Origin of the sequence: Bradyrhizobium sp. AZCC 2289 (assembly GCF_036924615.1) — a bacterium.
Lineage (GTDB): Bacteria > Pseudomonadota > Alphaproteobacteria > Rhizobiales > Xanthobacteraceae > Bradyrhizobium.
Genome location: NZ_JAZHRY010000001.1, coordinates 1,301,122 through 1,327,001, shown reverse-complemented (window position 1 = coordinate 1,327,001; position 25,880 = coordinate 1,301,122). Strand labels below are relative to the sequence as shown.

Sequence of the window (25,880 nt, the reverse complement as noted above, 5' to 3'; positions counted from 1 at the left end):
TTTTGCGCTTAGTTCGGATAGGTGAAGACTGATCTCGTTGCGTAAGCGTCCATTCCTTGCACGTGACCTATACCTTGGCGTTTATAGGCTGCCAGTTCCAGGGCAAGAGTTCGTCGAGGCGGCTGGCGGGATGACCGTCGGTCATGCGCTGCAGGACGGCTCTGAGCCAGGCAAAGGGCTCGACGTTGTTGAGCTTTGCGGTGGCGATGAGGGAGCAGATGGTTGCCCATCGGACGCCGCCACCGTCCGAGCCCGCGAACAGATGGTTTTTGCGCCCGTCATCGAGGAATCGGGTGAGGGCTGGCCAGCGCGCGAGCGCATAACGAATGGCCTCGGCGAGGGGGCCGGCGGGTGGAACGCGGCCAAGCTCCGTCTCGAGCCAAGGCTTCATCATCTCGATGAGCGGCCGGGCACTGGTGTTACGAACATGCCGGCGTGCGTCTGCGGTGCTGCCTTGGATCGATCTGTCGATCGCATAGAGTTCGGCGATCCGCCGCAAGGCCTCGGCGGCGATCGGTGAACCGGTCGCTTCGTGCAGATCGTAGAACTTGCGTCGTGCGTGAGCCCAGCACGCCGCCAGTACGATGTCGCCCGGCGCGGTCAGCCGCTCGAAGCCAGCATAGCCGTCGACTTGCAGCACACCACGGAAGTGCTGGAGATGGGCGGCAGGACGCTCTGCCTTGCGATCCGGACTGTCGAAGTAGACGGCGGCCGGCGGTTCGGGCCCGGACCAGGGTCGATCGTCGCGCGCATAGACCCACAACCGGCCGGTCTTGGTGCGGCCGCGGCCGGGATCGAGCACCGGGATCGGCGTGTCGTCGGCAAACAACTTGGCTGATCCAAACACATGGGCTGCGAGGCGGGCCTGCAGCGGCTCCAGCCACCAGCAAGCGCTGCCCACCCAGTTCGCCAGGGTTGGGCGGTCGATCTCGACGCCCTGCCGGGCGAAGATTTGGCTTTGCCTGTAAAGCGGAAGGTGATCGCAGTATTTAGCGATCAGGACATGAGCGAGAAGAGCTGGACTGGCGAGGCCCTTGGCGATTGGACGCTCCGGGGCGGGGGCCTGATGAATAGCCCCGCAGGCCCGGCAGCCATAGCGCGGCCGGCAGATGCGGATGACTCGAAGCCGCGCGGGCACATGATCGAGCATCTCGCTGACGGTCTCGCCGATCACATGCAGTTCGCCGCCGCAGCAGGGGCACGCTTGATACTCGAGATCGAGCCGCATGTCCTCGCGGGGCAGATGCGCCGGCAGGCTTGGTCGATCGGGCCGCGATCTCGGCGTCCTGACCGTCGTTGATGGAAGCGTGGCTTCGACCCGCGCGATATCGGCGTGGAGGTCTTCAAAACCGAACTGCAGCTGGTCGTCATCGAGCCGTTCGGCGCGCCGACCAAATTGGCTGCGCTGCAGCTTCTGAACGATGAGCCGGAGGCGTTCGATCTCCGCCTGCGCCGCAGTGAGGTTGACGCGCTCGGTCGCGAGCGTCCGGACCATCCGCTGCAGCATCTCCACATCATCTGGCAAAGTGGCAAGATTGATGTCCATGAGCCGGAAGTTTACGCTGACTCGCGCGCGTCCTCACTGATCCACATGCAAGTGAGTCAATCGGCCGCAGCGATCATCCCGCCACAGCCGGTCGCCACTGCCGCTCGGGTGCGCGCCAGTCGACGCGCCGAGTTCAGCATCAGCGTTCCACCCGGGTCGACGTTCGACGGCCAGAGGAACACGCCGTGCTCGAGCCGCTTGGTGAAGAGGCACAGGCCGGTGCTATCCCAGAACACAATTTTGATGAGGTTGGCCTTCCGACCCCGAAACACGAAGAGATGGCCCGAGAAGGGATCCTGCCGCAGCACGCCCTGGACCAGCATCGCGAGCCCATTGATGCCCTTGCGCATGTCGATATAGCCGAAGGCCAGGTGCACCTTCACGCCCGCAGGAAGCAGCGTCATGATGTGCGCTCCTCGGTGGGCGGGGTCGCATCCACAATCTCTACCGCCACGAATAGCGGTGCCACCTGCGTCAGTTCCTGCTTCCAACGGAACAGGACACGCTCTGCTATCCCATAGCGGCGGGCCACCTGCTGCAAAGCACGCATCCGGCAGTATCGCCTGCTCGAGTATTTGTCTTTTATCAGCTTCGCTGAACTTCCTACGCCGACCCTCGCGCGCAGGTGGGATAGTAGGGCGTAAGTCATGACTAAGCCCATGACTTAGACCATGACTAAGGGCATGACTTAGGCCGCTGCGCCGATAGAGCACCTTGCGCGCCGGTAGTTGTGGCTCGGCCTTGAACTTCGCACGCGAATTGCCGAACGCCTTGAGCGGAATCCCGTAAGCCTCGCAATACTCACGCTGATTGAGCTCACTTTCTACCCAGGCCTCATGGTGCGCCCGCCAAAAAGCCTCGCCGTAACGTTCGCGAACTGGCGACATCTCGTCCTCCACCTGAAAATTTATCGGCGAGAACAGATCGCGTCCGAACCGCGAGGAAACAAGCGTGCAAGAAATGGACGCTTACCTCGTTGCCGTCAAAAATTACCTGATACTCAAATAAAATTCCCTGTTCTTCGAAAACTTTTCCCTGTTAATTCAACTAGGGAATTGCTCCAGAAGTGGCTGCAGCACAGGGACTTCTTGCCGCGAAATCGGTACAAGGAGTCCCAAAAGCGCAGTTTTCCCTGTAGAATTCCCTGTTAGCAGGGTATTTGCGTGGAGACGGGTGCGATCAGCACTGCGTCGCCAGCCAGCCACTCCGGCGTTCGGCCAGGCTCCCCAAGAACCGCGACAATGGGCCGGAAATCCCGGCTTTCGCGCATTCGATTTCGTCTCCGGACTCCCGGTTCGCCGATCTTGAGGCGCAAATCGACGAAAGTCTCCGGCCTTGTCCGCGAATATTCCCGTTTTGCGAAGACTATCGGCGGAGACTTGTTTGATCATGACTGCCGCCCGAGGGCGGCGTCCGAGAGAGGGGCCGGAAGCCAGACTATTGGCGCCTCAATTTCGTCCAGGCTGGACGAGGCAGATTCCTGGGGGGCATACCCAGGCCCGTCACCGTCACTGGGATTCGCTTGCTCCCAATCAGCAATCCATTCAATTTGATCGCGACATCCATGAAGTGCGTCCCACGGTAAGCTGAATCCCTCGCGACCGAAATTCCCTCGCCGGCGCGGTGACCTAAGTCGTTAATGTCCTCGGCCTCTTTGCCCGAGTTGCGGACCATCCAGCTAACGGTCGCTCCCGCCGGAAGCGCTTGGTAATTGGCTAACGCGAACTTGATCTCGCAACCTTTTGGAATTGGTCCAATCCCGTCAAGTCCGGTAAATACTCTGCCGCGATTGGTCGCTCGCACGTTGACAATGGGGTCAAATTTGAGTGTGGCGAGCGAGCGGCTTTCGGCAATTTTGAGGACGGCTTCTTCTTCATCGCCCGCCGCCGGCACTGGAAAGAAATGGTCGAAGGCCTCTGACCATACCTCCGCGCTCACTGTTTTTGTTTGAGCGGCCAATGCACGATCGGCTATAGCGAGCAAATCTTCCAGCTTGCCTACGAATGCGGAACTGTTGTCTCTGGAAAGCCGGTTAAGATTCTCCTCGGTGTTTGCAGGATTTGGAACCCGGTAAGCGCCGTTTAGACGGTTCACGATCTCTTGGGCAATTTCTCGCAAAAATTCATCGTCGCCAGTAAGGTTGCCTTTGTCGAGTTGTTGAAACGCTTCGGCCACCAAGATCGTCAGCAGAATTGACGATGGTCTAGCCTCTTCTTCGATACGAAGCGCTGTCCACATCTTGAAATAACGGACCAGGCGTCGACAGCGGGCCCGATCGGCGTCACCCGTGGTGTCCTTCCACCAATTATAGATCGCCTTAGGGTCGCTATCTTCCCATTTGTTTTCCGCGGTCGCGAGCGCACGGCATCCCGGGTGCCATCGAGATGGTAGGCGGGAACGTCGATGTGGAATCCATCACCGAAATGAACCCTGCTGCATTTCGCCCTCGGTTCACCAACGCTGGCAGCGTCGTTGTCGTCATTGCTGGAATAATCCTTTAAACTTGCCTGCACCATCTTTTTGAGATCGCTCGCATCGTGGTCGCCATCTTCCGGCTCACCGGACCACCTGAAGTACACGCCGAGGTCAATATCGAATTCCTGTTCTGGCCCGGCCGGCCTCACTTGTGTGCCAAATTTGTATGACCCCTGAAGCCACGACGCGATCGAGCAATCAGACCGTTCCGCGAGATCGTCGCGGAGATAGTCCGCCAGATCGTTCCTGCGCTCTTTTTGCGCATCATACTGTTCGTCGGACGGGCGAACGCGCCAGTCCAAACAGTTTTCAGTGTCCGACGTCGAATAAAACAAGCTCGCAGCGATTCCCATTTAGGTGCCGCTCCTGTTGTAGAAGGCTGGGGGTGCGGCAACATGCTTAAGCAGGGCGGGTAGGTTGGTCTTGCCGAGAGCATCGCGCACGGAGGACTCGGCTAGCGCTTTCATGTCTGAAATGGCACCAGGGCTTGCGACGTCCAGAGCGAGAAAACGTTCTTGCTCAGGCGACTGTTGATGATCTATTCGGAGATAATTGTCTTTCAGACGGTGCCGCATCATATATTCAGCGTTAAGCTGTTGCGATGAGATCATGACTCGGGGAAGGCGCTGATTGTCCATCCATCCCATCCATCCCAGATCGGTGTCGCCAGAGTTGGAAAACGAAAATTTGGCCGTCGTCGTCCCGACGCTCAGCATGGAAATTTCTGAGCGGGCTTGGTCTAGAAAATGCTCCGCTTCGTGGAGAGCGAGATCATCGGGTGAGTTTGCGTAAAGGCCGCCGTCAGCGAAAAGCTCTCCACCAATCCGGTGAAGCGGAAAGAATGTAGGGGCGGCGGACGTCGCAAGTGCAACGTCCACGATCGGCACTTTCCAGTCTCGCTGAAAGGTCGGGTGATGGTCTGTTTTGAAAACCTGCGGCGAGCCCTTAGTTAGATTGACTGTTGGGATCACAACCCGGTGAGCAAGGTCTCCGATCTTAGAATCCTTACCCACGATCGCTTCAATTGTGCTTCTAAGAACACAAGAACAATATTTTGCCGATGTCGCGTTATCGAGTAACGCGAGCCGCTTTCCCAAAGTGCTCTGTGGCGGCCGCTTGCGGCGCGGTGGCGTTGAAACTAAGCAATGACCTTGCGTCGGCGAGCGCCATGAAGCCGATCGCCGCCCGGCGCGAGGCTCGTGGAGTTGCGATCCTTCCGCCGCTAAATGGTCAACAGGCTTGATTTGATCCACGCAGTCAGGGGAACCGCCCAGAAATAGCTGGATGGAGTCCGATCTCGCTTCGAGCCTGTCGAGATATCGGCTATGGGCACGGCCAGCCACGACGTTGATTGCGCAAATCAAGACCAAAACGAGCAGCCAGATCATGTGGACCCCAATCTTCGTGGACGCCTTGTCTCGTTTTTAGTTTCCACTCGATTTGGTGCTACTTTGTGGCGTTGCCATGTTTGAGATGCGTGGCTGCTAAGTAGTTTTGAGGTCGCGGTTCAATGCTCGCATCACACCATTGCGCGCGAACATCAACCGCGAACCGTTCGAAACTCGCGCCCGCACGTCGGGCCGCTTGCTGGGGAGCGTGGGCAATGTGCGCGCAGGTTATAATTTTCGACAGGATTTTGGACTAGAAAGGGGGCAGTTGGTTTGAATGGTGTTTATAGGGAATGGCGAAATCTTCGAAACTGGTGGCTGCGAAACGCGGACGGGTGTTGCTCGTAAGACGAAAGCGCGATGGACTTTGGATGTTTCCCGGAGGCCGCAAGCGCGCGCGAGAAAGCGATAAGGATTGCCTGCGCAGGGAGATCAAAGAAGAGCTTCCGAAACTCAAGCTTGGACGTCTCAGGCTTTGGAAAGATGTTAGAGCCAGGAACCGCCGTTCGGGCCGGAAAATGAGCGACGCGATTTTCGTCGCAGCAAAAGCGTCCGGTCGCCTGACAATCGGCGACAAAAAAGAAATCGATAGGGCAATCTGGCGCAGGCCGCGCGGCATTCGTCTGACGCCAACGTCGCGCTACATCAGGGATAAACTCTTCCCAAAATCAAATTAGGCATCTTTGCGCGGCCCCAGCCTTCAGCCCCAGCTGGGGCCGGCTTTTTGTGCTTCGGCGAACAAGGGATTGGTCAAGGCGCGGCGAACGCTCTAGGTGTGTCGCTCTCGCAACGTCACAATTGTTCCATTGATCTTCGAGCCCCTTTTGACTTCACAGGGTGGCGAATGCGGAGTTTGATAATGGCGGACTTGGGGCAAGGGATTTCATCTCGAAGCCATTTTTGAGGCCGGGTTCAAGAGGCCGCTGTCCAGCGCCAGCGGTCTCTTCGTTTTGTTTTATTTGCGGGAGGGGCCGTCCGATGCCGACGCAAGTACGGACTCTCGCGACGTCAATCGGCTGGACAGCCGTCGTGGCCGTGATCCTGCTCTATATAATCTTCAGCCCTAGCTAATCGGGTATTGGCGCTGCGATGGCCGCATGCACCGACGGCTCCGCGCAGGCTAGCACGGCGTCCGAACTCGCCCCCAGTAGGAGCTTCATTTTCCAGCACGTTCCCAGATGATCGCGACAGAATACCGCTCCACCGCTGGGCTGGGGGCTAATCGCGATGGAGCGGCAGCCAGAGGCATTTGTCAGCAGCAGCACGGCCTCCGACCCGTCGCAAGTGCGACCATGATTCGGGCACGTTGAGGGCGATTGCAGGGAGCGATTGTTTTTATCCGCCGAACAAATTCCACATTATCGCCAGCGCAGCGATCAGTAGCATGGCGAAGACTGTGCGGCGGCCGATACGATTCATTCCAGAACCTCATATTCGAACGCTACGCCTTCCGGGTCGTTTTCCTGCAGCCACGTTTCCGCGGCGGCATCGCTCGCAAAGACCTTGAGATGATTGCGGTCGCCCACCTGCTTGCCAGTGTCGACGTAAATTCAGACCGTCATTGCTGGTCTCTTTTCAGCTTCCGGCGTCCCCAGTGGGGATCCTTCCGTGAAGTATTGAACTCGCGAACATGGTGACGGTTCAATGCCCGCATGACGCCAACCCGCGCGAACATCGCCGGGCCGTCGCGCTCGACCGCCAGCATCAACGTCTCGATTGCGGCTTGCCATTCGGGGAGAGCCGATTCCCTTTTCGGCAAGCTGGCGATGTAGTCACCGGCGTCCCGCAGCGTGCCCGTCGGGCAGCAGTATTGGATTCCTCAAATTCGCGCTGCCAGCCGTTGTCAGCCAAGCCGCGCTTTCATGTAGTAAGGATCAGTAACGGTGCCGTGCCAGGGGACTGCGCCTGCCTAACGCGATCTCCCGTGCAACCAGCCAGTGTAGCACTGAGCGCGATGATCATCAGGATACGCATTTGCTGATCTCCCAGATCAGGACGACCTATACAACCGCAACTCTTGGTGGCGAGCAAGTGTGGACGGGCAAAAGCTGCCCGTGAAGGCTGCGCAAGCTTACTGTTTTTGACCGGTGGGCGGGGTGGTTTCGGCTGTGGACGCGGCGTCTCTAAGTGCCGCCGCGTCCATGCAGTCTCCGGCCCAAAGCTTGGTCCCTTTAACCGTCCCGACGAGCTTGCAGCCCATTGGCTCTTTCGGCTTTGTCTGAGCGAGCAGCGGCTTCTTGCCGCTTTTGGGGGGCGATGGGCTTTGAGCGAATGCGGTCGCCGAGAAGCAGACCGCGGCAAGGATGACCAGCGCCCTCATCGTCATTTTCGAGAGTCCGCTTCATCTCTTCTATCTTGACCCGATCGCCTATCGAGTCCGGATCGACGTTCGCCAGTTAATTGTTTTTCCTCTGCCGATCGGGTGTCTGTTCCAGACCGTCGTTCTTTCTTCGCTCGCCTGTCTTCGCCCGACCGCTTCTCATCGTTGCCCATCGTGGTCTCCGTGGGTTGCCGAGAATCATGTTGGATCGTGCGCATTATCGCACAAAAGCTGCCATGAGGGCTTGGCAATCCTCGTAGTCACCCAAGCGCTGGCTCAAAACTTCATTCTCGCCAATTGCGGGACGCGGCTCGCCGGCACCTGAGCGTTAAATGAACCGCCTGCGTATTCCGCTGCACAGGCGGTTTTCCGCCACGAATCGCATCTACGTTCGATCTTGGCCATGCCTAGCGGGCCAAGGGGATGGTCAGGCCCGACGCGTGTCGTTCACCACTCACCGCGCGCCGGGCCGTCTCTTCGCCCCGTCCAGTTGAGTGAGGCTCCGTTGCTCCTCCTTGGCTATAGCCGTCAAATCGACCGATAGGCGACGGCCGGCGGACATTTTTCTGCCGTCACAAAAACAAAACGGTTCGACAGTTTTTCAAGCGCGACGAGAATCGCTAGCAGGGGAGCGGCGTCAATGTTGCGGGAGCAAAGCATCGTCTACTATCCGGAAGAACTCTCGCTTTTGGGGCACATCTTGGATCAAGTGCTTGAGTCGCTGCCGGTGGCTATGCGGACACCTTACAATCGAACGGAGATTGCAAAAAGCCTCCTAGCTTGTGTAGCTTCTGGTGAACGCGACCCGATCAAACTCACACTGGCAGCCACAATAGATTTGAAAGTCTCTACTGCCGCGTGACGCAGGGGCATTCAATCCAGCGCGCGTTCAGGCGCCACTCGATATCCAAGCCGCTGGGGCTGAAGCGGCGAGGCCGTTCGCGGTGCGGCAGCACCGGGGCAGGGCGCCTTCGATCACGAAAACAGAAAGACGCCGATCAGCAAACCTGCTGCAAATGCCCAGAGGCCTAATGTGCAAGCTGAGACCATGCGGACAAGGCTACGGAGGTCGTCCTGCGGGATCTCGTGGGATCGATCCGTCATTACAGCCGCCTCCTGCGGTGGCCGCTAGGTTACGGGGAGAATGCTAAGACCGTCATGTTCCTCCTCTTAAGTACCCAAAAAAAGGCAACAGATGGGCGGTCAAAGTTCTGGTACTGACCCGTCCTAGATCGGCTCGATCGAACTGGCGATTTCAATGAGCTGGCGCGCGGCTGCTTTTGCGTTGCTCTCGAAGGGCCTCGTCCGCCAATACGGCGACAACTGGACGGTGCAACATTCATGAGAGGCGAACTATTGGCAGGAGGGCGCAACGAGAAGGTTGGGTTCAGCTGGTCTAGGCGTCCAATATCCCCGCTGATTGAAGCCTGTACCGTTTGTTGTCGGAGCGCACACGTAACTTGTTTTGCCAATGCAGATAGGCGAGCCAATGGAGTAGATGAGGCTCTCATAGATGCAGTAGTTGCCAATCCCGGACGGTAGGTCTGTCGGCGGTATTGCGGCTCCGCCGACAAAAGGTGGCTGTGGATCTTGTGCTGGCCGCTGATCTTGCGCGCCGGCAGTGTGTGCAGAAATAAAAAACGCCAGGAATGCGAACAAGCGCAGCATCATGTGACCCCGCGGTTGGTTACGTGGTTACGGCCCCTATAGGGGGCCACGCCGATGATCCACTGATGATGCGTTTGAAATACCCCAAGGCGACGTGCGACGCGCGCGAGGTCCAATGCTGCTCATAATGGCCTTGGAGAATCACGAGGCCGCTGTTTCCGCGGTTGTCAGGCGGAATGTATGCTCCATCCCACCAAACGCGCAGGCGATCGTTTATGGCCAGCAAAATTGGGCGCCGGCTCGTCACTACTCAAAATCCTTTTCCGTAGCTTCGCGGTGACCGGGCGGGTTGCCGTCATCCAACTCGTCCGCAAGAATGGTGTGGGTCGCCGTCGACCCGGGTTGAGACGTGTTGAACGAGACAATTTTTACGTGGACCTTTTCGCGGTTCACGACTGCGGCGATCGCTTCGCCTTGCACCGGCGCGCGACGTTGATCCAGCCTGATATCTGCGATCTCGCAGTCAGCCTGGCCGACTTTGCGGACCTTGATGTGCCAGATGTGCTGCATGAGACGGTCCGCCTCCGAATCGGGAAGCCCTCACGATGCCACGGTTCCGGGTGCCCAATGGGGGGACCGATTCACTTTTACCCCCGCTGTGCACAGGGTCGTCTCGCCCTGAAGCAAGGGGCATAAAAAATTCCCGCCCGCAGAACTGCTGCCGGGCGGGTAGTTCGTTACGACGGGTTTCCGGCCGCCATAACAGTGCGGGGCTAGCAACGATTTGTGACAGGTGGATTACGGTCCCCGCGCCCTGGGGCCGCCAACCTGCTGGACAGGTTTTCTTCCGGCCGAGGCTATGGGGGGCATTCCGGCCGAAAGCCACGACTCGACTTCCCGCCCCTCGATAAGTTCCAACCACGGGGAAGAGACGTTCGGCCAGCTTGACCAATCCAAAGGGGGCGACGCCGAACCCAGCGTTGCCCCCATGCTGGGGCCGTTTCTTTTGCGGACTCGCCGTTTCAAAACAGGCCAGTCTCACGCGGATTTTAATGGCAGCAGCGGATTCGCGAACCCATATCACAATCGTGCCGTTATCGCCCCACGGCACAATTCCAAGACGGCCTCAGCTCACCCCCAGCGCTGGGGCCGTTTCCTTTGACGCCAGACGACTTGCTAACTTGGCAGAGCCTTACTTCTACCATGAGTAGTTGGCCTCATTCGTGCATCTGGAAAACCAATTGGGAGGGCGCGATGAAGCGTGACCTTTTGGTTATAAGTGGTGGAATGCTCGTCGTCGGCGTTGTCGCCTGGACGTTCTGGGGCAACCCGGAAAGCATGCCCCGCATGCATTCCGTCCAAGAGATGAAGGCCGACCCTGACCTAAAGCTCGTCTCGGAGCGAAGTCCCTACATGCGGACTGAACGCTAGGTGCATCCGGACGAGGAGAGGTGAGGACGCCGGGCTAGGCTAGCTAAATGCGAGAACGAGCCAGCTTGAGCACAACAGCACAAGGGCGGCCACGATTAGCGCGAGGAAACCGTCGGACACGAAGTCATGATCACGCATGGTACACCTCCTGTCGCTCAGGGAGGCTGGTCCGAATTTATTAAAGCTTTCGGAATCGGTTTCTTGCGTCCTCTGTTTGTGGGTTGGTTTGTGGATACATCGGAACTATTGTAAATATAATAAATACATCAATGTCTTAACTAAGATACTTGCGGCTGCAGCCGCCGCTCGCACCCTTACGGCCCGGCAGTTACGATTTCGGCCGCGACCTGTATTTTCAGGGCATCGGCGCCTCCGGCTTTGTGATGGGGGCCATCAAGGCGAAGGAGCCGCCGGCCAGCGGCTGCCTTTTGCTCGGCTACGCCGCCTTCATGCAGGGCTTGCGCGACGCGATCGACGCGCGCAAACGTCGCGTTCTTCATCCCTGGTCAGGATCACCGGCATCGCCTTTGGGTGGCAGAAAGCAAACGAGCGGCGAAGACTCATGGCCCCTCTGAGATGATTCAGTCTGTCAGCGAGTGGCCTTGCGCCATCCTGCGGCCTCGGCCTCGACCTCAGTGCAGAACCACCGCTCGCCAAGACCCTTTGCCATGTTGATCTGTGCATAGTTCAGTTGACCCGGCACGTGATAGATGCGCTCGCCCTTGCGGTTGACGTTGCCTTTGATCACGCATTCGGGTGACGGCGCGTCGGACGCCGAAACCGCACCGAGAAGAATAGTCTGAGCGTTCACCGGTACCGACGCAGCGCCGAGTATGATGGTCGTTTTATTCCGGTGCCGCCAATCCCCCAGCGCGATGAACGATCCGGACCACAGGCCCGCACGGTTCCATCTCGCCGCGATCTCGTCGGTATCGTAAGCGTGGGAATACCGGACGAACGACAATGCCCAACCTGATCGCACCATCCACTTGCTCACGTCCTCGCCCTCGATGAAGCAACTGGCGAGCGATCTACCGTATTGGTCGGTGCCGGTCGTTGTGCATTCCCAAGCCTGCCCGTTGGAATGCATGATTAATTCGTCGCGGGCCGCGATGCCGCAGGCCTATTTTTCTCCTTTCGCGTCGAGGCAAATCTGATCGGTCTCCGGCGCATCTATTCCGGACAGGCGAATCTTCACATGACCGATCTCAACGGTATCGCCGTCAACAATGCGAGGGATGCCAGTGATCTCCGCCGCAAAAGCCGGGGAAGCCATTAAAGCAGCATTGCGACAAGGGCGATCCATCGTTTTAGGGAATTGTTCCAGAAGTGACTGCAGCACAGCGGTTTCGTACTACGATAGTTGCCTATGGGTGGCTGAAATCTCGAAATTCCCTGTAAAATTCTCTGTTAGCAGGGAATTTCCAGGGAGACGGGTGCGATCACCACTGCGTCGCCAGCCAGGCATTCTTGCGTTCGGCTAGGTTTCTGACGGATGTTCATTTCCAATTGATTTTCGTTCGATAATTGTTGTTCACCCCAGCGAACATCGCGACACGCTCTCAAAGTACCCTGACCATCTCCTATGGGCTCACGAGTTTGGACACCTGACAGGTTTGGGGCATCGACGTTCGTCGTCCGCACTCATGACATCCTGTTCTGTTGCGAGGCTTTTCGTGTCAATAAGAAGGAATGCCGTTGCTTGCTCGGGGGGCCGGGATCTTGCCCTCTGCCAGGTGCGCTCAGTTGCCAGCAGTAAATGGGCTAGGTCGCTCGCCGCTCGGCCATGCCGACGAGGAAATTGAACACGATTTTTCTCAATGACAGCTTCATGCTGCAATAGGATGGGCGACACTGGCCGGCAAGGTAGTCGACAGCTATGACTTTCCCGATGGCCGGCTGGAGATCGGCTGGAGGGGACTGCCCTTGTCCTACTCCGTCTTCGACCATTTGCAGCGCGTCAGTCACGCGGCCATCGTCGAGAACAAGCGTCTCGGCGAAGTGCTGGCCTGGATCAAGCAGCAGCAGGACGAGCACCCCCATTATCGTGACAACTTAGCCGGTCCCAGGCGGTCAAATCAGAAAGCCGGCCTGATGAAGGACCGCGTTGATCGTCTCGTTCAGCGAAAAAAACCAGCCAGACGCCCCGTCCGCCGGGGCCGCCGCAGCTGCGATACCGGCGTCTACGCAGCGACGGCCCCGGCTACGTCAGAAGCTGCCGAGTGACATCTTAACTTTGCAGAACAAGGGACATCTCAACTTGGTTGCAACACGCCCGGCCTAAAAATGCCTGGCGGCCAGAAGGGCGAGCAGCACCGCGCCCGAGACGGCAGTAACTGCGATCATATTGATCAGGTTTTGCTTAGCCACCGACACTATCGATGCTGCATAGGCTGGCATCGGGCTCGCATTTGATATCCTGCGTTTCGCCTTTTGTGGCGTTGTCTTCGCACGCATTGCGTTCCCCGGAGATGGCGGGTCAGGCCACTTTTGCAGCCTGACCCTGACGCTTTCCCTGTCGAGGTTTGTCCTCGATCTGGCAGGCACCATGTCACGGGCTCGGCCGTGAAAGCTTAAGGGGACTGGTAAATCAAAGCTGACCGGCGCTGATGGTTTATGATTTCAGATCGATCTCTAAGCGCAGGTAAAACCGAGAGCAGGTGAAACCCACTAAATTCGCACCGAAAATCGATCAAGCGCCGACAGCGTCTGCGCGAACAACTCAACGTCCCGAAGATAAATCGATTGCCTCAAATAGGCGATCTCGTCGTCTCGGTCGGCTTCATCGACGTCGATATACCAAGCCTTCGGACGACCCTCATCGCCAGGGCTCCAGCGGTCGCCGCGCTTTTTGAGTTCGTCTTTGAGATCGAACGGGGCTTGTTCCGCCCAGATCCGAATGGTTTTTCGGCGGGCGTTCTCAAGCAGCAACGACAACGCGGTTCGATCGACCCCTGAGATGGTGTGCGCCAGAATTTCCAACAGCGCATGGCAGTCGTCGACGGCCCGGTGTGACCTGTGAAACAACCCGATGCCGTTGAGTAAATAGCCCAGCCTTGATCCTTCAAATCCGTGGGCGCGCCATTCAATTTGGCTCACCGAGCAGGCCCAAGGCTTGGTCGCAAAAATCGGCCAATATCTTTCGGCAAATTTGCGGTCAAAGGCCGCGTTGTGGGCGATAATGATCGCGGCGTCGGAAGCAAAAGCGGTGACGGAATCGCCATCGATTTTGTGGCCGGCGGCCATTTCGTTGGTGATGCCGTGCAGCTTGATGGCTTCTTCGGGAATCGTTTTGATAGGCTCGTTGAGAGAGCTAAACCTATCAAGGACGGCTGCGACCGTGCCGTCTGGATGATAGGAGAACTTGACCATACCGAGCTCGACTACCTCGTCAGAGGCGGTATCCAGGCCGGTGGTCTCGACGTCGAGTAAAATTCCGACTTTGGTGAGCCCCGTCGGTGTCGAAAACCGCTGCCGAAAGGCTAATCGTCGTAGAACGCGATATTCTCCTGACTCTTCGAGCGTTTGGGCCATGGCCGCGAGGTCTTGGTCGATAGTCGTCATTCGCGTGCTCGGGCGAATTTTGGCGCGAGAGGGGACGGCAATGCTATGCTCGCACGGGTCGAATGTTTGGGTAATTAATCATAGTGTAGGACCATAAGCCTAAATTCCTTGTTAAATCAATGGGATCCATGGCGCTGCGCTTGAGCTATCTCCAGATCTGGAGTATATACTCCATATTTGGAGTTTAGCATGGTAATCCCCGAAAAGGTCCCAACCATCGCCGAGCCGGTCGCTTTGGACCGTCGATCAGACCCCGACGTCCGCAAGAAGATGTCCGGGCCTGCGATGCGCACCTTCTTCAATCTTGCCGACCGTTGGAAGCTCTCCGTCGGCGAGCGTCGCGCGCTGTTGGGGTGGCCGAGCGAATCGACCTATCACAACTATCGCAACGGTAACGTCGGTACGCTGTCCTACGATGCCCTCACCCGTATCTCGCTCCTGATCGGCATCTTCAAGGCGCTTCATATTCTCTACCCCGACTTCGCGGACCGCTGGATCAGGCTGCCGAACTCCAATCCGCTATTTGGTGGGCGCCCGCCGATCGAATGGATGACGGCGGATGGCGGGATGGATGGGCTGTATCGGGTCCGGCGGCTGCTTGATGCCCGGCGAGGTGGCTGGAATTGAGCCCGCCGATTAGTGCGGCGAGCCTGAAGCATACGCATCGCCTGATCCCAAGCCGCTATCCGCCGACCGGGATCCTCGACCTCATCACGTCGCCCCAAGATTTTGAAGCGGTCGCAGAGCTTGAAGGCTGGACCAACGATCGAATATCGGCCGAGCTTGGTGTGCTCAGCATTCTTCCGGCTCCGGAATGGGTATTGGGACGCGCCAATGCGACCGCGATTATGGCAGCGTACTGTCACCCGCACGAGACGGGTGGCCGCTTTACGAGCAGTGACCGCGGCGCCTGGTATGCGGCGCTGTCAATTGAGACTGCGATTAAGGAGACAGTTTTTCACAGGACCAAAGAGATCGCCGAAAGCGGCATCCTCGAAACGACGGTTCAGATGCGTCAGTACCTGGCGGATTTCGAAACCGAATTTCATGACGTGCGAGCGAGCCCAGAGTTCGATGCGTGTTACGATCCGAATAGCTACGTCGCAGGCCAACAGCTCGGTGCCACGCTTTTGGAGAGAGGATCGAACGGCCTGTGGTACCGCAGCGTCCGCAATCCGGGTGGCGAGTGTATCGTTTGCTTCCGCCCCGCTCTTGTCAATAATGTACGAACAGGCGCGCACTTCGAATACAAATGGGAAAGCCACCCAGAACCTCAGGTGACACAAATAAGCGCGGGCTGATTTTATCGGATTTGAATAACCGTGTCACAGGTGTCAGCGTGCGCCGGTCTCGCACGCTGACACACATTTCATCTGTCCGGCCAGCGAAAACTCGACCAGCCTGATGGGCTCCGGACGGGTTCGCCGCCATCCCTATCGCCGCAATCGATCCACCCCAGCGTGCGGCTTCTCCTACGGTCCCCGCGCCTCATTCGGCCGTGGGATTTGCTGTGACGTTGATCCAGACGAGGTCTCTACGGTCTAGCCGGACGATGACGAAGGCATAGAGCAGGTCGAAACCGATAGTTGGAACGGCGAACAAGTCCATGGCGGCAATGTCCGGCGCGTGGTTACGCAAGAAGGTTCGCCAGCCCTTGCTGGGCGGCCCGCGTCGCTTGACCATGTACTTGGCGACGCTCGACTGCGCGACCTCAAATCCGAGCTTGAGCAGCTCGCCGTGAATGCGTGGCGCGCCCCAAAGCGGATTTTCGACTCTCATCCGCCGGATTAATCCGCGACAGCTCCGTGTCGATCTGCGGTCGCCCTCCCTGTGGGCGCGACTTCCAACGCCAGTAGCAGCGAAAGCCGGCCCTGTGCCAACGCACGAGCGTCTCGGGCCGGATGATCGCCAGGACCTGCAGGATCGATGGAAACCAGCAATACAGCTGGATAAAGAACCAGCGATCATGGTTGGTGAGCCGGACGCGACCCTGCAGCCCACGCTTCAAGACAATCAACTGATGTCGAAGCACCGCGTTCTCAGCTTCAAGCCGCAACTTCGACTTGAATGGCGAGGCCAGGACGGCCAGAACGAAACAGAGCAGCCCGATCGTTCCGCCAGCTTATGCGATTCCAACGCGGCATCACACTCGGATTGGGTTTTCGGTACACACAACGGATGATTAGGGCTCATCGGGTAACACCCGTCGGATGGCGGGTTCTCGTGCTACATGATGTCCGCTTATGGCGGATGCTGTCGAAAAAGTCAGTTTTTTCGATTTGGCCGCTTTTCCGGGGCTGGTTGATTGGGTTGCGATGGGCGGCGTTCGCCTTGATCCCATTTGCAGTTCACGCGAGTGGCACATGTCGTCGTAGTGCGGCGGGCGGCAAAGCCGTTGATGGCGATCGCTTCCGATACGACCAGCGCGAGCTCTTCAAATGACCAAAGTCACGTTGACTTGCTCCGCAGGCCGAGGTGGTCGAGCAGATTCGTTGGCAGCGGAAAGACCACGGTCGAGGACCGTTCGCCCGCGATGTCATGCAGAGCTGCGAAATAGCGCAGATGCATCGCCTGCGGCTCCTGGGCGAGGATCCGGCCGGCCTCGACGAGCTTTTCGGCGGCCTGCTGCTCGCCCATCGCGTTGATCACTTTGGCGCGTCGCAGCCGTTCCGCCTCGGCCTGCTTGGCGATCGCACGCACCATGGTTTCGTTGAGGTCGATATCCTTGATCTCGATTGCGGTGACCTTGATGCCCCAGATGTCGGTCTGCTTGTCGAGGATCTCCTGGATGTCGGCGCTTAACCTGTCTCGTTCCGCAAGCATCTCGTCGAGTTCATGCTTGCCGAGCACCGAGCGCAGCGTGGTTTGTGCGAGCTGGCTGGTTGCGGCCATGTAATCGCCAACCTTGATGATGGCGCGCTCGGGATCGACGATGCGAAAGTAGAGAACGGCATTGACCTTGACCGAGACGTTGTCGCGCGAAATCACGTCCTGGGGCGGCACGACCTGTACCATCACCCTGAGATCGACCTTCGCGATTTGCTGCACGACTGGAATGAGGATGATGAGGCCCGGTCCCTTTACTCCAGTGAATCGGCCGAGCGTGAAGACGACGCCGCGCTCGTACTCCCGCAGGATGCGAATGGCCTGGGATAGAAATATGATGATGAGCAGCGCAATCGCTGGATAGGTCAGATAATCGAGCATCATGATGTACCTCCCTTGCCGGTCGGGGCGGGCGCGCGCCGCACCATCAGCGTCAGATCGACGATGTTGGCGACTTCAACGACCTCGCCCGGCTTGAAGGTTTCGGTGCTGCGCGCTTGCCAGCGCTCGCCGTGCGCAAAGACGTGACCTTCATTCTCGGACCAATCGAGGATCTCGGCAGACAGGCCTCGCATGGCTTGCGCGCCGACTCGTACTGGACCGCTGCGAGCGCGTCGAAGCGCGCCGAGCACGACGAGAATAAAGCCGATGAACGTCGCCGTTACGATGGCGATCACCGACCACGACAGTCGGTAGCCGGGCGCTTCGACCTTGAAGAGCATGACCGCTCCCAGCACAAAGGCGATGACCCCTCCGAGGCCCATCACGACGGTCGGGTTGAAGGCCTCGATGGCGAGAAGCGCGATCCCGACCAGCATCAAGGCGAGGCCGGTATAGCTGATCGGCAGCATATTGAGGGCGTAGAGGCCCAGCAGCAGGCAGATCGTGCCGACGACACCTGGGGCGACCGTGCCGGGGGACATGAATTCAAAGATCAGCCCGTAGATGCCAACCATCAGGAGAATAAACGCGACGTTGGGATCGGTTATGACCGCCAGGAATCGGGAGATCGATCCGGGATCGATGGCTTCGATGACGGAGCCCTTTGTCACCAGGCGCTGCGTCTTGCCACCTGCAACCTCGACTACGCGACCGTCGACCAGCCTGAGCAGTTCGGCAGGATCGCGTGCGATGAAGTCGATGACATTTGCCTGCAACGCGCCGTTGGCAGAGAGGGTAGCAGCCTCACGGACCGCCTTCTCGGCCCAGTCGGCATTGCGGCCACGCAGTTCGGCGAGGCTACGGATGAAGGCGACGGCATCATTCGTCGCCTTCGCGGTCATGGCGTCCTTCGGCTCGGGCTGGCGGTCGTTATCCTTCTTCTCTTTGCCCTCCTTGTCCGGGGCGCCACTCGGCAGACCTGGTATCGGACCGCCAATCTGGACCGGGGTCGCTGCACCGATATTGGTACCCGGCGCCATGACCGCGATATGGGTCGCGTAAAGAATATAGGTACCGGCGCTCGCCGCGTGCGCTCCGGAGGGAGCGACGTAGCCGATGATGGGAACGGGGGAGGCGAGTACATCCGTGACGATCTCGCGCATACTGGTGTTGAGACCGCCCGGTGTGTTCATGCGCAGAATGACAATCTCGGCGCGTCGTTCGCCTGCCTTGGCCAAGGCGTCCTTCACGTAACTGGCCGTCGCTGGTCCGATCGCTCCGTCGATCGAAATAGTCAGTGCAAGACTGCCCTCCGCTAAACCGGGAAGGAGAGAGATAACCAGAGCGACGATCGCTATCGCCGCAACGAGGGCCGCCTTTACAGTACGCACGGCAAGGACTCCCATGCCGAAAATATGGGTTCCGCTGCCCGAACCTCAATGCCCAGGGATAGGGATCAGGGATTCCTGTAGGCCGTTGTGCAATGCAATGGCTGGGCTGAAAGCCTCTTTTTGGGAGCACGCGCAAACAGGTGGTTCACGACATCAGCTCAAGCTCGGACTTGAGTGCGACCAGGAAGCGAGCGGCTTCGCCGCCGGTCACGATGCGATGGTCGAAGGTGAGCGACAACGGTAGCACACGCCTCACCGCAGGCTGGCCGCGATGCGCGACTGCTTGCTGGGAAATCCGCCCAGCTCCTACGATTGCCACCTGCGGTGGCACGATGACCAGATTGGCAAACCTGCCTCCGATCATTCCGAAATTCGACAGTGTAATGGTCGCGCCGCGCAGCTCATCAGGGGGTATCGAGCGCGCGATTGAGTCAGCCCGCAGGCGGTCGAGACCGGCCCGCAAGTCCGACACGTTGCGCTCTGCGACATTGCGCAACACAGGAACGATGAGGCCGCCCTCAGTATCGACGGCGATGCCGAGATCGACGCGCGCGATGAGGCGTCGTTCCCCCGTGCCGGAATTATACCAGGCATTGAGAACCGGTTCTGCCTTGCAGGCGGCAGCGATGGCCCGCACCAGGCGGATCGTCACGTCCTCGCCCGTCGGCCAATCGTCGATGTCGGCTTCGTCGGTTACGGTGGCGGGGACGATTTGCGCATGGGCTGCTGTCATGCGTTGGGCCATCGCGCGCCGCATGCCTCGCAAGGGCTCGGCGCGGCCGGCTTGGGACATACTCTTCGCAGCCCGTTCAACATCGGTCCGTGTGATGGTGCCGCCGGGTCCCGTAGCCTCGACGCTCTCAAGATCAACATCGAGATTGCGCGCGAGCGCGCGCACGGCTGGAAACACCTGAGACTGCTGCCCGATCGGCCGCTCGGAGGAGATTCCTGCCGCGGGTGGATGTTGGCCGCTGCCGAGTTCGCCGACAATTGTGCCAGTGTCCTGTTCGGCGTCTTCGGCAAATTCGACGAGCGGCATGCCGACCTTCACGATGTCTCCCTTGGCGCCAAACACGCGGGCGATGCGTCCGCTCGATGGCGACGGTATTTCAACGACCGCCTTGTCGGTCTCGACGGAAACCAGCGGCTGATCGGTGACGACGTGATCGCCTTCGTTGACATACCAGGTGACGATCTCCGCCTCTTCAAGACCTTCTCCCAGATCCGGCAGCATGAACTGGCGCATAGGACAAAGTCCGTTGAGATTTAGCTGAACTGGCACACCTTGCGTGCCCCGGCGACGATGCGTTCGAGCGAAGGCATATAGTATTGCTCGAGGCGTGCCATCGGGATGACGGTGTCATAGCCGGTGACGCGGGTTACAGGCGCGAGCAGCGAGGACAGGCCACGTTCGGCGATAAAGGCTGCAATCTCGGCCCCGAATCCGCCGGTGTGTGCCGCCTCGTGCACGATGACGCAACGTCCGGTCTTTGCGATCGAACCGAGCACCGTTCTTTCATCATAAGGCTTGAGTGTGGCAAGATCGATGACCTCGGCAGCGATGCCTTCGGCAGAGAGCGCTTCGGCCGCGGCCATGGTCTCTTTCAACGCCGCGCCCCAACCGATCAGCGTGATGTCGCGACCTTCCCGCAGGACAAAGGCACGATCCAGCGGCAAGGTTTCGCCATCGTCCTGCACCTCGCCTTTTGCCGCGCGGTATAAGCGCGTTGGCTCCAGAAACACCACCGGATCGGGGTCGCGGATCGCGGCGAGCAGAAGTCCATAGGCGCGTTCCGGCGAAGAGGGGATGACGACGCGCAAGCCGGGAATATGGGCGAGCATCGCCTCGGTGCTTTCGGAATGATGCTCGGGCGCGCGAATTCCGGCCCCGTGCGGCGTGCGTAGAACCATCGGACAGGTGAGCCGTCCTTGGGTGCGATTACGCAGTCGGGACGCGTGGTTCACCAGTTGATCCAGGCAGGGATAAATAAACCCCATAAACTGGATTTCGCCGACGGGCTTAAGCCCCTGCGCCGCCATGCCCACGCAGAGCCCGCTGATCAGGAGTTCAGCAAGCGGCGTATCGAGGACGCGCTCCGCTCCAAAGCGCTTCTGCAGGCCCGCGGTCGCGCGGAAGACGCCTCCGTTGACGCCAACGTCTTCGCCAAGCACGACCACATCGGGATCGTCCTCCATCGCGCGTCCGAGCGCCAGATTGACGGCTTCCACCAGCGTTACCTCAGGCATCGTGCTCTCCCGCGAGTTCACGGCGCTGTGCGGCACAGACCTCGGGCAGATCGGCATAGAGGTGGTCGAACATGGTTTCCGGCCGGCGCGGCGCCGTTGCTAGATAGCGCTCGACCGCCGCCTCGACACGGTCATGGCACTCGGTGGCGAGCCGCTCTTCGTCTGCTTTGCCCCACATTTTTTGCCCAACAAGATAAGCCCTCAAGCGGGCAATCGGCTCTTCCTTCCAGTGAGCCTGGACTTCGTCAACCGAGCGATAGCGTGAAGCGTCATCGGAGGTTGTATGGTCTCCGAGCCGGTAAGTGACCGCCTCGATGAAATGGGGGCCTTTGCCGTCACGGGCTGCGGCAATGGCCTCTTCGGCAGCGGCGCGCATCGCCACCACGTCGTTGCCATCGACCTGCTCGCCGGTGAATCCAGCGGCGATAGCTTTCTGCGCCAGCGTTTCGGAACCGGTCTGCAGTCGCAACGGGACCGATATGGCCCATTGATTGTTGGTGGCGACGAATACGACGGGCAATTTATGCACGCCGGCAAAATTCATCGCTTCGTAGACGTCGCCTTTCGAGGTGGCGCCATCGCCGAACAGGCACACGGCGACACGCGGCTCCTTGCGCAGCCTGAAGGCATAGGCGACGCCGGCGGCATGAGGCGCCTGAGATCCCACAGGAACGCAGAATGGAAAATCGTGGAGCGGTCCGGAGAAACAATTGCCCCGTTCGTCCCCGCCCCAAAACAGAAGGATCTCTTCAAGCTTGACGCCGCGCCAAAGCAGCGCGCCATTGTCGCGATAGGAGGGCAACAGCACGTCTTCTTCCCGCATCGCACCGGCTGTCCCAACCGATACCGCCTCCTGGCCGAGCGAAACGGCATAAGTCCCAAGCCGGCCGGTACGCTGCAATGCAACAGCCTTCCTGTCAAAGACGCGCAGCAGCACCATGGCCCGGTAGAGCGCGATGAGCAGCTTGGCATCGGAGGCGAAGGCGGGGAGCGGCCGGATTATCGAGCCGTCTGGCGCAAGGTAATTGCGATGGCGCACCTCAAAGCGCGCGATCACGGGGAGATCTTGGTTTACTCTTCGGCTGGCCACGCTCTCACTCCGGAGCGATTATGCCTTCTATAACTTATTCAGTTGGTGTTTGTGCCGAGACGATGCAAGACCACGGCCGCGACGTAGACCCAAACTGTCATTGTCTCTGCTCCAGAAGGGTCAGACGCTTACGAACTGATAAAATCCGGGCATTCATCCCGGGCGGGAAGGTGGTCAACTTCTATCGGAACGCAAAAAAGTGGCAGGTCGCCGGCTTCTTCATTGGCCGGAAAGCCCGTATCAGGTTCGAAAATTTTGTATGTCTTACGTTCCAGGCGCGCCCATTGCATCGCCTGGCGATAGTCACGGCAGCGGGGAATCATTTCCTGGTCCCGAACGACAACCACGACGTCGCGGATCGGAGAATCCGGATAACTCCGGATCGTAACTGCCGGCGGAGCGTATTTGCCGGTCATCGCAACATCTTTCCTTGCCCGAAAGCATTTCCCGGCTGGATGACACGGGGCTGTGCCGGGCAGCTTCACGGAACGCGGTCCCTGAGTTATCGACTCAAACTAGCCTGAGAAGATTCGTTCCACCCGCCAGGGCGCAATTAGCCTAGAGTTTTGTCGGCTGCTGGTCTCAGGAGGCATTGGCGTTGGGGCAGACCATGCCCCATCCGCGCCATTAGGGTGCATCCGGACGAGGAGAGGTGACGGCGCCGGTTCACGCCGGCCGATCTTGCACGGTTGATCAGGGGAGGCCGCGCTCCGCTTACGCCGCGCTACTCCCGACAAGCCTCGATTGCCGCAGTGGAACCTCAGCGTTCGTGCCCGTTACACCTCCAAATCAAGCGCAAGGAGGACTCTCACATGATGAAGATCACTCTTGCCGTGGCGGCAGCGGCAGTTGTGCTGACAACTGCCCCGCTCGCCACTCCGGCCAAGGCCCAAGGCCTCAAGATGGCCCAAGGCGTCGATGTTCAGGTCGGGCGGGACCGCGACGACCGCTACAATCGCGACGACCGCTACAATAGGGACCGTCGCCGGGGTACGACTCCGACACCACAGTTGGCGTCGGCCCAGGTGGTGTCACCGTCGGCCCACAACAGCGCTGCCACATCGAGACAACGACGGTTGAACGGGACGACGGCCGCAGGATCACGCGTAGGGAGCGTCGCTGCGACTAAAAGGCGAGCAACAAGGAATTCGCCGCCGATCCGGTGCCGCGAGGCGAGGGCGAGGGGGATTCGATTTGTCCGCCATCGCCTTCGGACACCGCGTCTTAAATCCAACGCGAAACGCCGCAGGTTTTGAAAGATTTTTGGGGACATCCGGACGAGGAGAGGTGCGCGAGCGGCGCCCCGGGATTTTTTCCGGCGGTATCGCAACCAAATCGGTTTGCGAAGGTTCGTGAGTTGGGGTGACGGTCTATAGGAGGCGCATCCATGTGCGATTACAGCTTACATGCGGTCGAGACCCGTCCCGCTGAGGTCGCGGAAACCTTGGTCTCGACCAATTTTTCTACAGGGACTGGCGGCTTTGCGAGCCCGGACGATCCGAAAGTCGCGGTCTGCCTTCGTCCCGGGACCGAGATCGCATTCGAGAATGAGGTTGAAACTGGCGGCATGATGTTTCGCAAGAGCGTCGGCGATCGATTGGCGCGGTTTCGCCAAATAGCCCTCGACAAGCCATACCGACATCATGACGCGCTGGAATTCTCAAACGGTGCAATCGTTCTAGTCACGCACCTCACTGTCGGGCAAAGGGCTACGGTACTACAATTGCCTGCAAGCCCAATCGAGGAAAAGCCTCAGGTGCCCCACCCTGCAGCTCGGTATGAGACCGCCGACGTGTGATGGGCCTTTCGCCGCCGCCTGAGACCCCGCCGGATCGGCGGCGGGGGGGGGGGGCAGTCATTCGGCATCCCTAGCCGGACAGGCGATGAATCGATATCGAGGAACCCAAGCGGAGTTCCAATTCTCGATATTTTCACCCCACACGGCGCATTCAAAGCTGCTGATCTCGCGTGCCTCTGCAATGTGTTCGCTGCCGGTCATAAACCGCGCCGCACTTACAAGTTCGATGGGTACCGATCATTGGACATCATCCCCGCCACATTCAAACTGAAACAGCCCCAGCGCGGACGGCACTGAGGCCGCCTGTGTCGGAACTCCCGACTGGGGAGGGGCGACTGGGGTGGTCTGCCAGCTGAGGTTCTTGCACACGGGTGTATAAGGTCAAATTGCTAAGTCACGAATGGTTCCAACAATCCCGATGATTCTCTCTTGAACCTTGGCACGATCTGCGCCGACAAAACGCTGCTGAGGATTTGAGGGCAGCTTGAAATACGTAACGCCACCAAGCGAAGATACTCCGCTTGGTGGCGTTGTGCGTTTCAGTGGCCCGAACCGCGCAGCCCATCGCCGCTCAAACCTTCTTTGAATGTGAAGAGGAACACCGCTCATAGCCAAAGCTTCGCGTTCGTGGCCGCCCCGGTCTCAAAGGCCTCAACGCGGTCGGTCATTTTAAGGTCCGCCGCAAATGGAGCTGTCTCTTCGAGAAAATCACAGAAAGAGGCCACCAACTGAGGTTGCCCCTGGTTATAATTGGTGCCGTCGCGGGGTTGGTAGGAATTGAGTGTGGCGTAGTCTCCGGGGTGATCAACCTCGAATCATCCGGCGTTGAAGCGTCGGACTGGAGACCACGCCATGACGAGCACTACCACGAAGCCTGATTCTTTGCAGCCTGCGGCCGATATGGCCGGCGATCTTTTCGACAATTGGTTTGATCCGCTTGAGGCCGAAGTGCGGGCTCGATCGCGTGAGTTCATCGAAGAACTGCTCCGCGGCGAGCTCGAGGCGGCACTTTCGCGGCCACGTTACGGGCGCATCCCGATGTCCGGCAACGAAGGAAGAGCGAGCGTTGCGGGCCACCGCCACGGCAGCCGGACGCGATCGCTGACCGGCACGTTCGGACCGATCGAGATCGCGGTGCCGCGCGCCCGTCTGACCACTGCCGATGGCAAGACGACCGAATGGAAGAGCCAGACGCTGCGGGCCTATCAGCGGCGCACACTGGCCGCCGACGCGCTGATCGCGAGCACGTATCTCGCTGGCACCAACACGCGGCGGGTGCGTCGCGCGCTCGCGGCCTTGTTCGGCGGGACGGTCGGCAAGGACACGGTGAGCCGGACCTGGCGCAAGGTGAAGAGCGACTGGGACGCCTGGCACACCCGCTCGCTGACTGGAGAGCCGATCGTGCGCCTGATCCTCGACGGCACCGTGGTGCGCGTGCGGCTCGACCGCAAGGCGACCTCCATCTCGCTGCTGGTCGTTCTCGGCGTGCGCTGGCGCAGCGTGCGCACCACCAATGCAATCGAGCGGCTGCACGAAGAGTTCAAGCGAAGAATCAAGACGCAAACCGTGCTGCCGTCAGCAGACACCGCAGCCATGTTGTTCTGGGCGCTGCTCGCCTCTGGACAGATCAACATGCGCAAGGTCGATGGATGGCAGACGCTCGCCGTAAAGCCTGGCAATCAGCCGATTGACCTCGCAGCCTGAAACGATACCCTCATGTTCCCGGAGAATGCGCCACGCCCAATTCCAACCACTTCTCCGACGGCACCTTATAATTTTCGACGGGATTTGGGACTAGTAAGGGGAGATGTTGGT

The 25,880-nt window shown here is 59.3% G+C and carries 26 protein-coding genes and 2 pseudogenes; 8 read left to right on the top strand and 20 right to left on the bottom strand.

Annotated elements, in window-relative coordinates:
- Positions 1-67: 67 nt before the first annotated feature.
- The 6 genes and pseudogenes from tnpC to V1289_RS06655 form a co-directional block, all read right to left on the bottom strand.
- Positions 68-1,546, bottom strand: coding sequence for an IS66 family transposase (gene tnpC / locus V1289_RS06675; RefSeq protein WP_334396191.1), 1,479 nt, complete (start codon positions 1,544-1,546; stop codon positions 68-70).
- Positions 1,547-1,602: 56 nt separating this feature from the next.
- Positions 1,603-1,950 (bottom strand): IS66 family insertion sequence element accessory protein TnpB, encoded by a 348-nt coding sequence (tnpB, locus tag V1289_RS06670; RefSeq protein ID WP_334396190.1) that lies wholly within the window; start codon positions 1,948-1,950, stop codon positions 1,603-1,605.
- Between the two features lie 384 nt (positions 1,951-2,334).
- Positions 2,335-2,433, bottom strand: a pseudogene (locus V1289_RS49535) (hypothetical protein); the annotation flags it as partial.
- Positions 2,434-2,983: 550 nt separating this feature from the next.
- Positions 2,984-3,784, bottom strand: a complete 801-nt coding sequence (locus V1289_RS06665; protein WP_334396189.1) for a nucleotide-binding domain-containing protein — start codon at positions 3,782-3,784, stop codon at positions 2,984-2,986.
- Positions 3,730-4,374 carry a cyclic GMP-AMP synthase DncV-like nucleotidyltransferase gene (locus V1289_RS06660; protein ID WP_334396188.1) on the bottom strand — a complete coding sequence of 215 codons (645 nt, stop codon included), beginning with the start codon at positions 4,372-4,374 and terminating at the stop codon, positions 3,730-3,732. The genes V1289_RS06665 and V1289_RS06660 overlap by 55 nt, the downstream gene beginning before the upstream one ends.
- Positions 4,375-5,409, bottom strand: coding sequence for a CBASS cGAMP-activated phospholipase (locus tag V1289_RS06655; protein WP_334396187.1), 1,035 nt, complete (start codon positions 5,407-5,409; stop codon positions 4,375-4,377).
- Between the two features lie 293 nt (positions 5,410-5,702).
- Here V1289_RS06655 and V1289_RS06650 point away from each other — a divergent pair, with 293 nt between their 5' ends.
- The gene (locus tag V1289_RS06650; RefSeq protein WP_334396186.1) at positions 5,703-6,086 is read left to right on the top strand and encodes an NUDIX hydrolase; all 384 of its coding nucleotides are present in this window, start codon (positions 5,703-5,705) and stop codon (positions 6,084-6,086) included.
- Positions 6,087-6,967: 881 nt separating this feature from the next.
- On the opposite strand, the gene V1289_RS06645 is transcribed toward V1289_RS06650, so the two are convergent.
- Positions 6,968-7,114 (bottom strand): hypothetical protein, encoded by a 147-nt coding sequence (locus V1289_RS06645; protein WP_334396185.1) that lies wholly within the window; start codon positions 7,112-7,114, stop codon positions 6,968-6,970.
- A gap of 598 nt (positions 7,115-7,712) precedes the next feature.
- Between V1289_RS06645 and V1289_RS06640 the strand changes: the two genes are divergently transcribed.
- Positions 7,713-8,054, top strand: a complete 342-nt coding sequence (locus V1289_RS06640) for a hypothetical protein (protein WP_334396184.1) — start codon at positions 7,713-7,715, stop codon at positions 8,052-8,054.
- A 315-nt stretch (positions 8,055-8,369) separates the two neighbouring features.
- On the top strand, positions 8,370-8,591 hold the full coding sequence (locus tag V1289_RS06635) for a hypothetical protein (RefSeq protein ID WP_334396183.1): 222 nt from the start codon (positions 8,370-8,372) through the stop codon (positions 8,589-8,591).
- A gap of 1,052 nt (positions 8,592-9,643) precedes the next feature.
- Here V1289_RS06635 and V1289_RS06630 read toward each other — a convergent pair.
- Positions 9,644-9,907, bottom strand: coding sequence for a hypothetical protein (locus V1289_RS06630; protein WP_334396182.1), 264 nt, complete (start codon positions 9,905-9,907; stop codon positions 9,644-9,646).
- A gap of 1,151 nt (positions 9,908-11,058) precedes the next feature.
- Here V1289_RS06630 and V1289_RS06625 point away from each other — a divergent pair.
- Positions 11,059-11,265, top strand: a pseudogene (locus tag V1289_RS06625) (DUF4131 domain-containing protein); the annotation flags it as partial.
- Between the two features lie 92 nt (positions 11,266-11,357).
- On the opposite strand, the gene V1289_RS06620 reads toward V1289_RS06625, so the two are convergent.
- From V1289_RS06620 to V1289_RS06600, 5 genes are all read right to left on the bottom strand, one after another.
- Positions 11,358-11,882, bottom strand: coding sequence for a thermonuclease family protein (locus tag V1289_RS06620; protein ID WP_334407309.1), 525 nt, complete (start codon positions 11,880-11,882; stop codon positions 11,358-11,360).
- A gap of 9 nt (positions 11,883-11,891) precedes the next feature.
- The gene (locus V1289_RS06615) at positions 11,892-12,110 is read right to left on the bottom strand and encodes a thermonuclease family protein (protein WP_334396180.1); all 219 of its coding nucleotides are present in this window, start codon (positions 12,108-12,110) and stop codon (positions 11,892-11,894) included.
- Between the two features lie 422 nt (positions 12,111-12,532).
- On the bottom strand, positions 12,533-12,805 hold the full coding sequence (locus V1289_RS06610; RefSeq protein WP_334396179.1) for a hypothetical protein: 273 nt from the start codon (positions 12,803-12,805) through the stop codon (positions 12,533-12,535).
- Positions 12,806-13,048: 243 nt separating this feature from the next.
- Entirely contained in the window at positions 13,049-13,225 is a 177-nt protein-coding gene (locus V1289_RS06605; RefSeq protein WP_334396178.1) for a hypothetical protein, read from the bottom strand.
- A 213-nt stretch (positions 13,226-13,438) separates the two neighbouring features.
- A complete protein-coding gene (locus tag V1289_RS06600; RefSeq protein WP_334396177.1) occupies positions 13,439-14,332 on the bottom strand; it encodes a 3'-5' exonuclease in 894 nt (297 codons plus the stop codon).
- Positions 14,333-14,521: 189 nt separating this feature from the next.
- Here V1289_RS06600 and V1289_RS06595 point away from each other — a divergent pair, with 189 nt between their 5' ends.
- A complete protein-coding gene (locus tag V1289_RS06595) occupies positions 14,522-14,959 on the top strand; it encodes an MbcA/ParS/Xre antitoxin family protein (RefSeq protein ID WP_334396176.1) in 438 nt (145 codons plus the stop codon).
- The gene (locus V1289_RS06590; RefSeq protein WP_334396175.1) at positions 14,956-15,633 is read left to right on the top strand and encodes an RES family NAD+ phosphorylase; all 678 of its coding nucleotides are present in this window, start codon (positions 14,956-14,958) and stop codon (positions 15,631-15,633) included. Before V1289_RS06595 ends, V1289_RS06590 begins: the two co-directional genes overlap by 4 nt.
- Positions 15,634-15,820: 187 nt before the next feature.
- Here V1289_RS06590 and V1289_RS06585 read toward each other — a convergent pair whose 3' ends face one another.
- The 7 genes from V1289_RS06585 to V1289_RS06555 form a co-directional block, all read right to left on the bottom strand.
- Positions 15,821-16,111, bottom strand: coding sequence for a hypothetical protein (locus tag V1289_RS06585; RefSeq protein WP_334396174.1), 291 nt, complete (start codon positions 16,109-16,111; stop codon positions 15,821-15,823).
- A gap of 669 nt (positions 16,112-16,780) precedes the next feature.
- The gene (locus tag V1289_RS06580; protein ID WP_334396173.1) at positions 16,781-17,542 is read right to left on the bottom strand and encodes a slipin family protein; all 762 of its coding nucleotides are present in this window, start codon (positions 17,540-17,542) and stop codon (positions 16,781-16,783) included.
- Entirely contained in the window at positions 17,539-18,930 is a 1,392-nt protein-coding gene (locus tag V1289_RS06575) for an NfeD family protein (protein WP_334407307.1), read from the bottom strand. Before V1289_RS06575 ends, V1289_RS06580 begins: the two co-directional genes overlap by 4 nt.
- 145 nt (positions 18,931-19,075) lie before the next feature.
- Positions 19,076-20,176 (bottom strand): dihydrolipoamide acetyltransferase family protein, encoded by a 1,101-nt coding sequence (locus tag V1289_RS06570; RefSeq protein WP_334396172.1) that lies wholly within the window; start codon positions 20,174-20,176, stop codon positions 19,076-19,078.
- A gap of 20 nt (positions 20,177-20,196) precedes the next feature.
- Positions 20,197-21,177: an alpha-ketoacid dehydrogenase subunit beta gene (locus V1289_RS06565; protein WP_334407305.1), complete on the bottom strand. Its 981-nt coding sequence runs from the start codon at positions 21,175-21,177 to the stop codon at positions 20,197-20,199.
- On the bottom strand, positions 21,170-22,234 hold the full coding sequence (pdhA, locus tag V1289_RS06560) for a pyruvate dehydrogenase (acetyl-transferring) E1 component subunit alpha (protein WP_334396171.1): 1,065 nt from the start codon (positions 22,232-22,234) through the stop codon (positions 21,170-21,172). Before pdhA ends, V1289_RS06565 begins: the two co-directional genes overlap by 8 nt.
- A 161-nt stretch (positions 22,235-22,395) precedes the next feature.
- Entirely contained in the window at positions 22,396-22,683 is a 288-nt protein-coding gene (locus V1289_RS06555) for a hypothetical protein (protein WP_334396170.1), read from the bottom strand.
- A 971-nt stretch (positions 22,684-23,654) separates the two neighbouring features.
- Between V1289_RS06555 and V1289_RS06550 the strand changes: the two genes are divergently transcribed.
- Together V1289_RS06550 and V1289_RS06545 are read left to right on the top strand one after the other, a co-directional pair.
- Complete coding sequence (locus V1289_RS06550; RefSeq protein WP_334396169.1) at positions 23,655-24,065, top strand: hypothetical protein; 411 nt, start codon at positions 23,655-23,657, stop codon at positions 24,063-24,065.
- A gap of 900 nt (positions 24,066-24,965) precedes the next feature.
- Positions 24,966-25,769 carry a transposase gene (locus tag V1289_RS06545; protein WP_334407303.1) on the top strand — a complete coding sequence of 268 codons (804 nt, stop codon included), beginning with the start codon at positions 24,966-24,968 and terminating at the stop codon, positions 25,767-25,769.
- Positions 25,770-25,880: the final 111 nt, after the last annotated feature.

Coding starts and splice junctions, on each gene's coding strand:
- V1289_RS06665 (WP_334396189.1), bottom strand. CDS start 3,784: ATGTGGACAGCGCTTCGTATCGAAGAAGAGGCTAGACCATCGTCAATT.
- tnpC (WP_334396191.1), bottom strand. CDS start 1,546: ATGGACATCAATCTTGCCACTTTGCCAGATGATGTGGAGATGCTGCAG.
- tnpB (WP_334396190.1), bottom strand. CDS start 1,950: ATGACGCTGCTTCCTGCGGGCGTGAAGGTGCACCTGGCCTTCGGCTAT.
- V1289_RS06630 (WP_334396182.1), bottom strand. CDS start 9,907: ATGCAGCACATCTGGCACATCAAGGTCCGCAAAGTCGGCCAGGCTGAC.
- V1289_RS06585 (WP_334396174.1), bottom strand. CDS start 16,111: ATGAGAGTCGAAAATCCGCTTTGGGGCGCGCCACGCATTCACGGCGAG.
- V1289_RS06605 (WP_334396178.1), bottom strand. CDS start 13,225: ATGCGTGCGAAGACAACGCCACAAAAGGCGAAACGCAGGATATCAAAT.
- V1289_RS06600 (WP_334396177.1), bottom strand. CDS start 14,332: ATGACGACTATCGACCAAGACCTCGCGGCCATGGCCCAAACGCTCGAA.
- V1289_RS06555 (WP_334396170.1), bottom strand. CDS start 22,683: ATGACCGGCAAATACGCTCCGCCGGCAGTTACGATCCGGAGTTATCCG.
- V1289_RS06660 (WP_334396188.1), bottom strand. CDS start 4,374: ATGGGAATCGCTGCGAGCTTGTTTTATTCGACGTCGGACACTGAAAAC.
- V1289_RS06650 (WP_334396186.1), top strand. CDS start 5,703: ATGGCGAAATCTTCGAAACTGGTGGCTGCGAAACGCGGACGGGTGTTG.
- V1289_RS06640 (WP_334396184.1), top strand. CDS start 7,713: ATGACCAGCGCCCTCATCGTCATTTTCGAGAGTCCGCTTCATCTCTTC.
- V1289_RS06595 (WP_334396176.1), top strand. CDS start 14,522: ATGGTAATCCCCGAAAAGGTCCCAACCATCGCCGAGCCGGTCGCTTTG.
- V1289_RS06565 (WP_334407305.1), bottom strand. CDS start 21,177: ATGCCTGAGGTAACGCTGGTGGAAGCCGTCAATCTGGCGCTCGGACGC.
- V1289_RS06570 (WP_334396172.1), bottom strand. CDS start 20,176: ATGCGCCAGTTCATGCTGCCGGATCTGGGAGAAGGTCTTGAAGAGGCG.
- V1289_RS06635 (WP_334396183.1), top strand. CDS start 8,370: ATGTTGCGGGAGCAAAGCATCGTCTACTATCCGGAAGAACTCTCGCTT.
- V1289_RS06550 (WP_334396169.1), top strand. CDS start 23,655: ATGTGCGATTACAGCTTACATGCGGTCGAGACCCGTCCCGCTGAGGTC.
- V1289_RS06655 (WP_334396187.1), bottom strand. CDS start 5,409: ATGATCTGGCTGCTCGTTTTGGTCTTGATTTGCGCAATCAACGTCGTG.
- V1289_RS06645 (WP_334396185.1), bottom strand. CDS start 7,114: ATGCTGGCGGTCGAGCGCGACGGCCCGGCGATGTTCGCGCGGGTTGGC.
- V1289_RS06580 (WP_334396173.1), bottom strand. CDS start 17,542: ATGATGCTCGATTATCTGACCTATCCAGCGATTGCGCTGCTCATCATC.
- V1289_RS06545 (WP_334407303.1), top strand. CDS start 24,966: ATGGCCGGCGATCTTTTCGACAATTGGTTTGATCCGCTTGAGGCCGAA.